This is a genomic window from Streptomyces sp. NPDC047917 (assembly GCF_043204345.1).
In the GTDB taxonomy this organism is placed as follows: domain Bacteria; phylum Actinomycetota; class Actinomycetes; order Streptomycetales; family Streptomycetaceae; genus Streptomyces; species Streptomyces sanglieri.
Map to the genome: position 1 here is coordinate 1 of NZ_JBIDCA010000020.1, position 12,791 is coordinate 12,791.

Genomic DNA, 12,791 nt, shown 5'->3' on the forward strand with positions numbered 1-12,791 from the left:
GACGAGCCACGGTCGGGAGTTCCTCTTTGCCACGAACGGACCAACGAGCAACCAAGCCGACAGTCACATGATCAACAGCTTCTGTTAGGACCTCTTACGCACCGCGTGGGCGAGGTGGCGGGCATGTCGGTCCTTCGGCTCCATGGGGACGTCTCCGACGTCCAGCAGCCGGGCCACCTCTGTCACGCATGTCAGGAATGAACGCGGTTCCATGCCGCTCTGCTCGTCTTCGGCCACGGCAGCATTCTGGACTGCCCGGGTCGGCACGCCCAAGCCCGATGGTCTTTGGTACTTGGGCGGAAGAGACTTGCTCGGCCTCCCCTGGGTGGAACGATCACGGCGCGGCTGGTGTGATCACGGCGTCGGAGCCGTCCTGGATAGCCCCGTTCTCCGGGCTGAGCCCTCGCGCCTCCGGGAAGCAGATGACCGTACTTGCGACGTGAAGGTGCGGATGTGGCTCGCAGAGGCCGGCCATGGAGCCTCCCGCTGGAGGACCGGGCCCTGCTGGTGGCCGCGTACTGGCGCACAAACCTGATCATTCGTCAGCTCGCGCCGCTGTTCGGGGTGTCCAAGTGTGCCGCGGACCGGATCACCGACCACCTCGGGCCGATGCTTGCGCTCCAGCCCCGTCAGCGTTTCGCAAAGGACACCGTGCTCATCGTGGACGGGACGCTGGTTCCCACCCGGGATCACACCATCGCCGAGCGGTCGAAGAACTACCGGTAATCCACCGACCACCAGGTCGTCATCGACGCCGACACCCGGCGCGTCGTCGTTGCCGGCCGGCCGCTCGCCGGGAACCGAAACGACTGCAGGCGTGGGAGGAATCCGGCGCCAAGGCTGCCGTTGGCAAGGCCTCGTGATCGCCGACGGCGGCTACCGGGGCACCTTGAACGGCGGAGGAGGCAGCGGCGCCCCCGGCGGAGGCGACCCGGCTGGAGCCGTACGTCGGCTCGGCCCCGATCACCAGGTGTGGGCGCGACGGCCATGATGCGGCGGGCATCGGGGCGGGTCAGGGTCCCCGGCCTGTCCCGGAACTCCTCGATCACCGCCGGAAAGTACTGCCTCAGCAGGGACCGCAGCTGATTGGCGACCTGCTGCCGGTTCCAGACCGCGTCCCGCTGCGCGCGGGCCAGGACGGCGACGGCTTGGGCCAGGTCGGCGTCGGCGGGCAGCGACCGATGCATCGGCGCGTCAGTGCGGATGATGTTCGCGAGGACCAGGGCGTCGCCCGGGTCGGACTTCTTGCGGCTGACTCCGTGGCGGTCTCGGTAGCGGGAGGCAGCCATCGGGTTGACCGCGTAGATCTTCCGGGGGCCCTGCCGCGGCGCGGCGACAAGCAGGCCGCGGCTGGTCTCGATGGCCACCGGGACCGGCGCCTCCGCGGTGTCGCCGTGTTCCCCCCCCCAGAAGGTCCAGCAGCACCCGGTAGCCGTCCAGGTCGTCGCCGATCCGGCACTTGGCCAGCAGCTTGCCGCTGTCGTCGACGAGCGCGACGTCGTGGTGCCCCTCCGCCCAGTCGATCCCGCAGAACACGTCCATGAATCCCGCCCCTTCTCCGGCGCTGTTCTCGAACGCGAGCACGCGGGTCCGCACGGCGCACCAATTCCAGGACCCTGCGGTCCGCCACCTCATCAGCCGTGCGCGGCACCGCCGGACCGCACGGGCACACGCCGTGTCCAGAGCTCGGAGCTCGTGAGGAATAACGCGTCACCGTGCGGCAGCTCATCCATCGAGGATCCCGAACCCGACGGGCCCGCGGGGGCAGAACATGCGAGGACCGGTCGGCGCCCAGCGCCACCAGTCTTTACAAAGACCTCGCACGGTCGGAGGTGTCGTAGGGGTCACCACGGCACCGACCGGACCACACACGTCCTGCCCCGGGCTGGGCAACGCCGCCCCAACCCCTCAGAGATCCAGAACCTCCAATTACCAACGAATTAGAGGTGTCGTCGGCGCGGACAGGCTTGCCCAACAGTGCTGATCAGGGACAACGGACGGTGTCCGATTCGCCGGGCTCCCACTCCCGGTCACACCTTCGGTCCCCCGCCGCAAGCAACTATCCAGGCAACTGTTCAGCCCCCTTCCGGTGCAACCCTCCGCGCGGCCGCCACAGCCAGGGGCAGGCACGGCGTGGGCCAGGCCGACTCCCACCGCCAGGCCGCCCACCGCTCCGCCTGCGCGAAAACACCGGAGCGTTCCGTGAGCATCGCCAGGACCTCGCCGCGGGCGGCGTCGACGGCCCGGTGCTCCGTGTCGGAGACGATGCCGAGGCGTCGCACGTGCGCGTACTCGTCTTCGTCCTTCCACTCCCAGTCCGTCAGGTCCGGCGCGACGACCAGGTCCACGGTGAGGTCGAGGGTGTCGAACCCGGACTCGGTGCGGCAGGTGGGGTGCTCGAAGTTCACGTACCAGTTCCGCAGCCGACGCCCGTCCCCGTCGGGGACGAAGAAGGCGTTGACGCTGAACCAGCACGTGGGCGGCTTCCACAGGAGCAGGTCCGTCTCCTGCCACACCCCGGCCACGAGCTCCCACTTCCCCCTCGCCATCGCGTCGAACGCCTCCGTCCGCACCGAGCGGTCCCCCTGCGCGCGGGCCTGCGCGTACAGGGCGGGCCACCGGGCCTGCGCACCAGGTGCGCAGGCAGTCACCAGCGCCTCGCCGGTGTCGTCGACAACCCGCAGGGCCAGTTCGCTCCACACCCGACCGGAGCGGTGGACATCGCGCCGTACGACCGTCTGACCCGTCTCGAATCCGCGCACATCGTCCCCTTCTCCGGTCCGAGGCCGTGATGTCCGGCCCGGCTTACCCACCTCAGCCCATCCCGGCCAGGGTGGGCAAGCCGCCATCCGAGGGTGGCTTGCCCACGCTCCCGCCGGGCTTGCCCAGGCTGCCCTTGGGCCTGCCCACGCCTACCAGCGACGCCCGAGCAGGCCGCGGCCCTTCTTCGCATCCGCTTCGGCCGCCTCCCGCACCGCGGCCTCCTCCGCCTCGCGGCGCGCAGCGCGCTCAGCCTCCGCCCGGTCGACGTTCTCCTGCCGGCACGGCTCGCACAGGTCGTCTCCGGTGCTCCGCCATGAGGTCTGCCGGACCGACTGCCAGCGTTCATCGGTGAACTTCGTACCGCAGCGGGCGCACAGCTCCGACGTCACCCACCGCGGTCAGGACGTGGCACGCGAAGCGTATTACAGCATCGCCCCGCTACAAGACCTCCTGGATGAGTGGCTCGTGCACTACCACCACTCCCCCCCATGAAGGGCTGCGGCATCCCACGCTGCCGAAGGTCGCGCTGTCCCCGAACGAGATGTGGGCGGCGCTGGTCTGCGTCTGCGTCTGCGGGTACGTGCCGGTTCCGTTGAGCAGGAGTGACTATCTGGGGCTGCTGCCGTTGCGGTGGCATGCCATCACCGAGCACGGCATCCGGTTGCACCACCGCACCTACGACCGCGACCTGCTCGGCCCGCGCCGGGGACAGGACTCCGGCGTGGCGGCCCGGGGGCAGGAAATGGGAAGTCCACACCAGCGACGTCCCCCAGATCTGGGTACGCCTTCCCGGCCTCGGGCTCACCGAGATCCAGTGGATCCAACGTGACCACGCCCACCAGCCGTTCAACGGCCGCACCTGGCAGTACTTGCAGACGATCACCACACGCCGCCAAGACCACGACCGGTACGAGGCAGACCTGGCCCAGGCCCTCGATCAGCTGATGCGGCGCGCCCACGCCGGACAGGCCACCGGCCAGGAGCAGTACCCCTTCACCACCGTCACGGAGGGGGCGAAGCCGAAGCGAGGCTACACGGTGGAAACGGTCGACCGGCAGCACTTCACCGTCGACGGCTCAGCTCTGGTCGATGCGAACCCACCCTCGGACGGCGGCAGTTCTTCCTTCCCATGCACCGGGCGTCCGGTGATCACGTCGCTCGGCAAACAGGTGGGGCCCGACGACATCAAGGCCATCAGCTGGTCGCAGTACGAAGGGAGCGGCGCCTTCGTAAACGTGGGGATCTCGTTCAAGGAGAACGCGAGCATCGTCCGATACAACCCAACCTACAGGCCCCGACCGGTGCCTCCGCCCGCTGAACCGGCTGCCCTTGCACGGGGCACGAGAGCCAAGCGAGCGATGCGGGGGCATCGGCACCGCGGCGCGGCCATCACGCTCCACGGCGGGGCCTCCTCCGCGTGGTGGCCGAGTCCGGCGAGCAGGCCGCCGACCCAGCCGTCGCCACCGTCACCGTGCTCAACACCGCCCACCAGGCACTCGGCCGCGACCGGTGGGCGCCCCGGGTGCTTGCTGCCGAGCGGCGCCGCCCCTGCACCGAACAGGAGGCCGCTCGCTTCCAGACCGTCCAGCGCGCCCTGCGCCAGGCGTTGCCGCGGATACGCGAGGAGGTGAGCGATATCGCTGCACAGGCCTGGCCGCTGATGCGCGCCCGGTGGCAGCCAGGCTGGAGGGCAGGGTCATCCTCTCGTTCTTTGTCCTCCGCCTCGAATGGTGTCTCGAAGTGAGTCGCTCACCTGGGGTCGGCGGACGCAGGGCGGGGAAACCGCTGGCCCCGAACGCTGGTGAAACATGTCACCGGCGCGCGTGCCCAAGCTCACGTCATGGGCACGAATTCGGGCAGGGCAAGGGCCGAATGGGCCGGTCGTCCCTCCGTGGAGGGCGTGGCGCTGAGATTGCGCAGCATGGCATTGCGCTGCTCCAGGGCCCGGGCGGTGGCCGGGAAGAGTGCGGCGTCGCCCTCGCCGACCTGCTCCTGGTTCAGGGTCACAAACTCACGGGTGTTGCGTTCGTAGGCAGCGAAGCCCGCGGCGTGGCCCCGGTCGGCCAGGGAACCGGCAAGCATGTACGCGCCGACGATCGCGAGGCTGGAGCCCTGTCCGGTAAGGAACGAGGGCGCGTACGCGGCGTCGCCCACCAGTGCGACCCTGCCGCTGGACCAGCGGGGCATGCGAATCTGGCTGACCCCGTCGAAGAACAGGTCTTCCGCGTCGCGCATGGCGGCAAGCATGCCCGGGACCTCCCATCCCGCGTCGGCGTAGACCGTGGCGACCAGGTCCCGTTGGGCTTCCGGGTTGCGGAACGCGTCGAGTGGCGGTTTCGGGTGGGTGAAGTTCAGGAGGACATGCACTTCGTCGTTGTCCTCCACGGCGTAGAGTGCCGCGGCTCTGCCCGGGGTGTTCCACATCATGAGCTCGTGGGAGAGCCCGAAGGTGTTGCGCATGGTGAACCCGGCGAAGCAGTAGCCGAGGTACCGGTGGAATTGTGTTTCGGGGCCGAACAGGAATTCGCGGGTACGTGAGTGCAGACCGTCCGCACCGAACACCATGTCGAACGTACGCCTGTTGCCCCCGCGGAAGGTGACGTCGACCTCGTGGCCGGGCTGGTCGAGGGTGTCGATGGAGTCGTCGAACACGAGCTCCACGTCGTCACGGACCGCCGTGTGAAGAGCATCAATCAGGTCCCCTCGCCGCACCTCGATGTCCCGTCCCGCGACGCCGCCTGTGACGGTGTGTGGGTCGACCGAGGCCACCTCGCTGCCGTCCCCGCCGAGGAAGGTCAGCCTCCGCAGTTCGATGTGCGCCTCTTTCAGTCGAGGCAGGATTCCCATCCTTCGGACGACCTCAAGTGCGGTGCCGCGTACGTCGATGGGGTAACCACCGCTACGAAGCACGCCCGCCTTCTCGACCACCGTGACCTCGAATCCGTACCGGTTCAGCCAGAACGCGAGGGCGGCCCCCGCGATGCCGGCCCCGGATATCAGGACTTTGCGCCTCGGTGTGCTGCGGATATCCGTCAACGGATCAATGCGGGGCATTCCTTGGCTCCTTTACTCATCGTGCGGGTGACAAGGAGGGACAGCGCCGTGAGGGCGCCGGCTATGACGAACCCTGTGACAAAGGACGATTCGGCCGGGACATCGGAACCGGCAGGGGTCCCGGCGGTGAGGATCGCGCCACTGGCCTGCACACCCACTGCATAGCCGAGCACGCGTGTCACCAGGACCAGGCTGGTGGCGATGCCGGTGTCACCTCGATGGACGGATGTGGCGGTGCTGGTCACCAGCGCCGTGACGCACAGGCCGTTGGCAAGCGCGATCAACATCTTGCCGATGATGAGGTGCCAGACTTCGGTGTGCACGACTGCCAGGGAGATCAGGGTGGCGGCCATGACGACGATCCCGGCGGTGACCACGGCCCGCGAGCCGAAACGCCGCGCCCCGATCCCACCGATCGGCCCGGCGAGCGACGCGGCCACGGCGCCGGGCAGCAGGAAGAAGCCGATCTCGGTGGCGCCGGCCCCGAATCCGTACTCGGTGGCGGGTACCGCGAACAGTTGCGGAACCAGATAGACAGCCACCGAGGTACCGACGCAGATCACGAACGTCAGCACGCACGACTTCCACACCGCAGGCTGTGTGAGCATGCGCAGATCGACCATCGGCGAGGCCGCACGACGCTCAACGGCTGTCCATCCGATCATGAAAGCGGCCAGAACCGCGATGAGGGCACCGAGCACGAGTGGCTGCGAGCCGATGTCGGGTGCAAGCGCGAGCACGAGCATGAGCGTGACCAGCGTCCCGCTCAGGAGAACCAGGCCGGGCCAGTCGACCCCGGCGCCGTCCGACCGGCTCGGCGGATCAGGCGGCATCAGCCTGTCCACCAGGATGGTGGCCCCGAAGACCGCGATCGTCGGCAGCGCGAACATCCAGTGTCGGGACAGTCCTTCGGCCACGGGCCCGGCCGACAGCGTTCCGGCCATCCCGCCCCCCACGAACAGACCGCTGACCACCCCGATGGCCACCTTCGACTCTCCCGCGGGAAGGTGTTCGCGCACCAGGATGAACGACAGGGGCAGCGCGCCCACCATCGCACCCTGCAGTACCTGACCGAGCAGCAGCACCGGCAGGTTCGGCGCCAGGGCCGACACCAGACCACCGGCACAGACCACCGCCATCAGCCGGATCAGGACCCGTTTCCCGCCGTAGCGGTCGCCTAACTTGCCCGCGACCGGTGTGATGAGCGCGCCCGTGATGAGGAGCATGATGCTGAGTAACGCCCCTTCGGCGGGACTCATGTCTAGCTCGCGTTGGAGGAGCGGGAGCGTCGGCGTCACCACCGACTCCAGGGCACCGGTGGCGACTGCCAGCATGCCAAGGGCTCCGACAGCGGCCTTACCGATGCGGGCCGGGGAAACCAGAGTTGCGGTCATGGAGGTCCTTTCCGTCATTGCCGGGCAGGGAAGGAGCGGCCGTGCCCGTGGCGCTGCCGCCTTGCCGGGCCCGGCGCGGAAGCGGCGGCGATTCACCCGGGGCGCGGTGCGCATGGTGCTTTGTGGACAGGTCCGAGGTCGTCCGGCGGGGTGAGCCCGGGGAAGCGGTACCCGAGGTGGCGCACGCACGACTCCCCAGGGCGGAGCGGGTGCAGGAGTGCGGCACCCGCCGAGCAATTATTACACTACACCGTGCAGTGCAGAACGGGTAGCATGTGCCCATGCCGACCACGAAGAAGCCGACCATGAAGACACTGCGCGAAGGATCCGCACGGAAGCGGGCCGCCATCCTCTCGGCGGCCCGGGAACTGTTTCTCACCGACGGCTTCGACAGGTCCAGTGTCGACGCCGTCGCCGCCCGGGCCGAGGTGTCCAAGCGGACGGTCTACGACTACTTCGGCGACAAGCAGACGCTGCTGCAAGCAGTCGTCGACGCCATCGGCCAGTCAATGATCACCACGATCCGGCGCACCATCGACGACACCCTCAGCGGTCTCACCGAGGCCGCCGACCTCGAAGACGCCCTGGTCACGTTCTCGATGCGCATCTCGACCGACATGCTCGACTCTGCGGAGTACGCAACGCTGCAACGACTGGTCCGGGCGGAATCCGGCAGCCTGCCGCACCGGGGCTACAACTCCATGGCCGACACCCCCGACGAGGCGCTTGCCGAGCGGTTCGCCGCCTTCGCCACAGCCGGGCTGCTCGACGTCCCCGACCCCCGACTCGCGGCCGACCAGTTCATCGCGCTGACCTTCGGCGTTGCGCTGGACAGGCTCGGTTCCGCGAATGCCGCGGAGGACACCCGGGTCCGGCCACTCGTCATCGAGGGAGTGCGGACCTTTCTTCGGGCATACCGAACCATGTAGTGCTGGGCGGCACAAAGGAGCAGCGCACCGTCAGCCCATCGCCTCGCTCGACGCACACGCCGGCCCGCCCGAATTGGTCGTGATCGCTCCAAGGACCCCGAGGCCATGCTGCGCAACCGGCGAGAACACTCCGCTCTTTTCAGGAATCAGGAAAGATTTCAATCCCTGGACTTCGTCTCTGGATATTCCTGGAGTTGCACAGGTCGACCATCGGAGCAAACTAGAAAACGGGTAGCTATTGGAGAGCCCGCAGGGGCCAAAGGCCCTGGAGCAGCCACTCTCAGGAACCAACTGGGATGTTTGCCCTGAAGAAGTGGCTGTCGTAATCGCGGGATTTGACACTCAGGGGGACGTCGAGAAAACAGCACGCGAGCACAACGCTGAGGGGCAAGCCACTAAACCGTGTTCACGCAGCGGTGCACCACGGTGACCCCGATGCCCCAATTCGCTGGAGGGGGTCGAGGCCGGAGCAGAAAGGGCGTACTACCAATGCTTGACGAAACTGACGCGCAGAGAAAAGCTCGCGCCGAGATCGTCGCCGAGTTGGATGACGCTGAGGCTCGACTGCGAGAGGTGCACAAGAAGGCCCGGCGGCTATGGGGACACGATGACGAGGGCTTTCGCTGCTTGAGATGCTACGACCCTCCTTGCCCTTCCTTCGAAGAACCACACAACCCTGGGACCAATTGCAAGCGCGTCACCTGCCGTCATCATCGGGCTTCCCACGACTTCTACTAGTGCCAGTGCTTGTGGCCCGAGTCGGAATCCCTCTTCCAGTGCTCTGACCGGGAAGGTTCGCCGGGTTCGCGCTTGGAGCGGTTGGATGGGCGGTGGACGTCCGTTCCGACCGCTGGAGGTGCGGTGGCTGAGGCTGTGCGGGTGCGCAAACTGACCGACCAGGAGGGGCAGAAGCTGCAGCAGATCGTGCGCCGGAGAAGTACAAGCTCGGTGCGCTATGGGCGGGTGATGATGCTGCTCGCGTCCGCCGGTGGGAACCGTGTCCCGGTGATTGCCCGGCTGGTACAGGCCGACGAGGACACGGTGCGGGACGTGAACCACCGGTTCAACGAGATCGGCCTGCACTGTGTGGACCCTCGCTGGGCGGGAGACCGTCCCCGCCTGCTCAGTCGTGACGACGAGGGCTTCGTCGTCCAGACGGCCACCACTCGCCCCACCGCGCTTGGCCAGCCCCTCACCCGCTGGTCGATCCGAAAACTCGCTGCCTACCTGCGCCGCGTGCACGAGCGCGTCATCCGTATCGGTCGTGAAGCGTTACGGTGCCTGCTGTTGCGCCGCGGTATCACCTTCCAGCGCACCAAGACATGGAAGGAGTCTCCCGACCCCGAGCGCGAGGCCAAGCTCGACCGGATCGAGCAGGTGCTGGAGCACTTCCCGGACAGGGTCTTCGCCTTCGACGAGTTCGGGCCCTTGGGAATCCGGCCCACCGCGGGCTCCTGCTGGGCGAAGCAGGGCAAGCCCGACCGCCTGCCGGCGACGTACCACCGCATCCACGGTGTGACCTCCTTCCACGGCTGCTACTCCGTCGGCGACGACCGGCTGTGGGGCGTCAACCGCCGCCGCAAAGGCACCGCCAAAACCCTGACCGCGCTGAAGTCGATCCGCACCGCCCGGCCCGACGGCGCACCGATCTACATCATCCTGGACAACCTCTCCTCCCACACCGGTCAGGACATCCGCCACTGGGCGAAGAAGAACAAGGTCGAGCTGTGCTTCACCCCGACCTACGCCTCCTGGGCCAACCCGATCGAGGCCCACTTTGGCCAGCTACGGCAGTTCACCCTGACCAACTCAGACCATCGCAGCCGCCCCGCGCAGACCCAGGCCCTGCACGCCTTTCTGCGATGGCGCAATGCCAACGCCCGCCACGCCGACGTCCTCGCCGCACAACGCCGAGAACGTGCCCGCATCCGCAGGGAGAAGGGCATTCGCTGGGGCAGCCGCCCGCTCGCCGGCGCGGCCTGACAGCGCTTCGTGCACATCGCCTCCGACCCATCGAAGGATCCAGAGGACACTCGTGAGCATCCGTTCGACGCATCGCGCTCTGCTGAGCCGTCTGCGGCTCAGGCCCCCTGTCCTCCGCACTACGCGACCGCGGTGCCGTCGTCACCGGCATCGACGCCAGCGCCGGGATGCTGGCGCTGGCGAGGCGGCGGCTCGGCGACGACGCAACCCTCCATGTGGTCGACCTACGCGACCCTCTGCCGTTCGACGACGGGACGTTCGACGACGTGGTCGCGTCGCTGGTCGGGGATCCCGGTGCGCGTGGGCCGTGAAAGGGTGGCTTACCGATGAGATCAGCCGGCCGCCGGGCCGGAGTACCCGCCGCAACTCGGCCAGCGTCGGCGCCTTCCCCACCTCACCCGAGCAGTGGTGCACGGCGACCTCGGTGCCGAAAACGTCCTATGGGAGTGGACGCACGGCCTCCGTCATCAGCGAGCCGCAGCCCGACCCGGCCGCCCGCGAGATGTTCCCGGACGGCTTCCAGGACCGGGGTTCGGCAGAAGGTCCTCGATCGCCAGTGGGTGATGGCTACGGTCCGCCGCATGCCGTGCCGTTCCCGCCAGGCTTCCGCGGCCTGGGCATCGAGGTCCAGGACATGGTGATGCTTGATGCGGACGCCTGCGGCCACGCCCTGGGCGTTCTCAAAGGCCCGCTCGACGAACAGCGCGGTGAAGGCTTGATCCGGCTGACGGCGGTGTTCGAGAAGGTTCTCCCTGCGATCGACGACGAGTACGCGACCAGGTACTACACGCACGTCCGCGATATGGCTGTGCTGGCCGCCGACGTCGAGAATCTGCGCGAGAAGTGGCCTTCCGGCCTGGAAGGTTCGCCCGGCTCGTAGCCGCGGCGGTTGGAGGTGTGCGGTGACGTCCGATCCGACCACTGGAGGCGCGATGACCGAGCCTGTCCGTGTGCGCAGGTTGACCGACCCGGAGGGGCAGAAGCCGCAGAAGATCGTGCGTCGGGGCAGCACTGGTTCGGTGCGGTTCCGGCGCACGATGATGCTGTTGACCTCGGCCGGCGGGAACCGGCCCCGGTGATCGCGAAGCTGGTCCAGGCCGACGAGGACACCGCCCGCGACGTGATCCACCGGTTCAACGAAATCGGCCTGGCCCGCTTGGACCCTCGGTGGGCGGGAGGCCGTCCCTGCCTTCTCAGTCCTGACGACGAAGACTCCGTCGTCCATCCGGCCACCACCCGCCCGACCAAGCTCGGCCGGCCCTTCACTCGCTGGTCCGTCCGCAAACTCTCCGCCTACCTGCGCCACGTGCACAGCGGTGTGATCCGGATGGGCCACGAGGCGTTACGGTGCCTGCCCGTCCGTCGCTGCGTCACCTTCCAGCGCACCAAGGCCTGAAAGCAGTCCAGCGATCCTGACCGCGATGCCAAGCTACGGACCGAATGCTTCGCGGGTCGGATCTCTCCAGGGGATGCCCGTTAGGTACCGAAAGATGATCCCTTCGATGATGCGACGGTGGTCGGCGAACGGACGCCCTGCCTTTCCCGCGCTGCGGGGAAGGCAGGGCGTCAGGCGTGCCCATTGCTCATCGGTCAGCAGGCGCGCGCCCGCTCGTGGTCACCGAGGCTGGTAGGCGGTGGCCAGCACAGAGACAGTGACCTGATCCGGCAGGACACCGCCGTCGTTCAGGTCTGCACGACTCACATGGCGTGCACTCGGCGTCATCGCTACCAGGTCCAGGACATCGGGCCTGGTCAGGGGTGCGGAGTACTCCACCTGTTCAGTGACGACGGCCTCGAAGTAGGGGTTGAGCGTCCGGTGCAGGCGCTGTTCCTTGGCCGGGTCGATCGTGACCATCGCAGGCACCTGGCCACGCAGCTCGGCCAAGTGCCGCCCGGTGGGTCGGACCACGATCAGCCGGCCGGTCGGGCGCAGTACGCGGTGGAACTCGGCCGGGTTGCGTGGGGCGAACACGTCCAGCACGACATCGGCCGCCCCACCGGCCAGCGGGAAGGGACGGAAGACGTCCCAGGCCACCGCAGCGGCTCGATCGTGAGCACGGGCTGCCGAGCGCAGCGCGCGCACCGATGTGTCCAGCCCCAGACCACGGGCGCCGGGCATCCGGTCGAGCACGCCGGCCAGGTAGTAGCCCGTGCCGCACCCCACGTCCACCACCGTGCCCTGCTCAGGCACGGCATCGGCCGCCAGGCGGGCCCCGATTTCGCGTACGGGCGCGTAGGCGCCGGTGGACAGGAACCGGTCCCGGGCCTGGACCATGGCCGCATCGTCACCGCTGGTGGCGCGGGTACCCGTCAGCAGGCTGGCATAGCCGCGGCGGGCGATGTCGAAGGTGTGACCCACCGGGCAACGCAATGCGCCATGGCCGGGGTGCAGGCGGCGCGTACGGCACGTCGGGCAGCGCAGAAGGTCAAGGGACAGATCGAGGGCAGGGGGAAGCGACACGGGCACAAGGCACTCCTGGCAAGGGGCGAAAGGAAGGGATCGTGCCTGCGCGATCAGAGCGTCACTGCCTCAGGAAGTAACGGGCAGCATAGGGACGTGATTTACGCAGCAGGCACACCAAAGGGGGCGACGCCGACCGGCATCGCCCTCAGCGCCTTCCGATCACAGGAAGCAGCAGTGCGGGGTACTCATGAATGCCACCTCATA

Annotated in this window: 9 protein-coding genes and 5 pseudogenes; 7 read left to right on the forward strand and 7 right to left on the reverse strand. The window is 68.1% G+C overall.

Annotated features, from left to right (window positions below; all coding sequences use genetic code 11):
• Positions 1–350 precede the first annotated feature (350 nt).
• Positions 351–889, forward strand: a pseudogene (locus ACGF8B_RS37555) (transposase family protein); the annotation flags it as partial.
• Positions 890–911: 22 nt separating this feature from the next.
• On the opposite strand, the pseudogene ACGF8B_RS37560 reads toward ACGF8B_RS37555, so the two are convergent.
• From ACGF8B_RS37560 to ACGF8B_RS37570, 3 genes and pseudogenes are all read right to left on the reverse strand, one after another.
• Positions 912–1,542 (reverse strand): annotated as a pseudogene (locus ACGF8B_RS37560) (IS110 family transposase); the annotation flags it as partial.
• A gap of 533 nt (positions 1,543–2,075) precedes the next feature.
• The gene (locus ACGF8B_RS37565) at positions 2,076–2,762 is read right to left on the reverse strand and encodes a DUF402 domain-containing protein (protein WP_392746958.1); all 687 of its coding nucleotides are present in this window, start codon (positions 2,760–2,762) and stop codon (positions 2,076–2,078) included.
• A 150-nt stretch (positions 2,763–2,912) separates the two neighbouring features.
• On the reverse strand, positions 2,913–3,152 hold the full coding sequence (locus ACGF8B_RS37570; protein ID WP_392746960.1) for a hypothetical protein: 240 nt from the start codon (positions 3,150–3,152) through the stop codon (positions 2,913–2,915).
• 1,028 nt (positions 3,153–4,180) lie between these two features.
• Here ACGF8B_RS37570 and ACGF8B_RS37575 point away from each other — a divergent pair.
• Entirely contained in the window at positions 4,181–4,507 is a 327-nt protein-coding gene (locus ACGF8B_RS37575) for a hypothetical protein (protein WP_392746961.1), read from the forward strand.
• An 89-nt stretch (positions 4,508–4,596) separates the two neighbouring features.
• Here ACGF8B_RS37575 and ACGF8B_RS37580 read toward each other — a convergent pair whose 3' ends face one another.
• Positions 4,597–5,817, reverse strand: a complete 1,221-nt coding sequence (locus ACGF8B_RS37580; RefSeq protein ID WP_392746963.1) for an FAD-dependent monooxygenase — start codon at positions 5,815–5,817, stop codon at positions 4,597–4,599.
• Entirely contained in the window at positions 5,796–7,211 is a 1,416-nt protein-coding gene (locus ACGF8B_RS37585) for an MFS transporter (RefSeq protein WP_392746964.1), read from the reverse strand. The genes ACGF8B_RS37580 and ACGF8B_RS37585 overlap by 22 nt, the downstream gene beginning before the upstream one ends.
• 281 nt (positions 7,212–7,492) lie before the next feature.
• Here ACGF8B_RS37585 and ACGF8B_RS37590 point away from each other — a divergent pair, with 281 nt between their 5' ends.
• The 5 genes and pseudogenes from ACGF8B_RS37590 to ACGF8B_RS37610 form a co-directional block, all read left to right on the forward strand.
• Entirely contained in the window at positions 7,493–8,140 is a 648-nt protein-coding gene (locus ACGF8B_RS37590; RefSeq protein WP_392746966.1) for a TetR/AcrR family transcriptional regulator, read from the forward strand.
• A gap of 861 nt (positions 8,141–9,001) precedes the next feature.
• Complete coding sequence (locus ACGF8B_RS37595) at positions 9,002–10,123, forward strand: IS630 family transposase (RefSeq protein ID WP_392747147.1); 1,122 nt, start codon at positions 9,002–9,004, stop codon at positions 10,121–10,123.
• Positions 10,124–10,209: 86 nt separating this feature from the next.
• Positions 10,210–10,410 (forward strand): annotated as a pseudogene (locus ACGF8B_RS37600) (methyltransferase domain-containing protein); the annotation flags it as partial.
• A gap of 20 nt (positions 10,411–10,430) precedes the next feature.
• A complete protein-coding gene (locus tag ACGF8B_RS37605) occupies positions 10,431–11,003 on the forward strand; it encodes a hypothetical protein (RefSeq protein WP_392747154.1) in 573 nt (190 codons plus the stop codon).
• 52 nt (positions 11,004–11,055) lie between these two features.
• Positions 11,056–11,516: pseudogene (locus ACGF8B_RS37610) on the forward strand (transposase); the annotation flags it as partial.
• Between the two features lie 39 nt (positions 11,517–11,555).
• On the opposite strand, the pseudogene ACGF8B_RS37615 reads toward ACGF8B_RS37610, so the two are convergent.
• Both ACGF8B_RS37615 and ACGF8B_RS37620 read right to left on the reverse strand, forming a co-directional pair.
• A pseudogene (locus ACGF8B_RS37615) lies at positions 11,556–11,720 on the reverse strand (transposase); the annotation flags it as partial.
• 18 nt (positions 11,721–11,738) lie between these two features.
• Positions 11,739–12,590, reverse strand: a complete 852-nt coding sequence (locus ACGF8B_RS37620; RefSeq protein WP_392746968.1) for a methyltransferase domain-containing protein — start codon at positions 12,588–12,590, stop codon at positions 11,739–11,741.
• Positions 12,591–12,791: the final 201 nt, after the last annotated feature.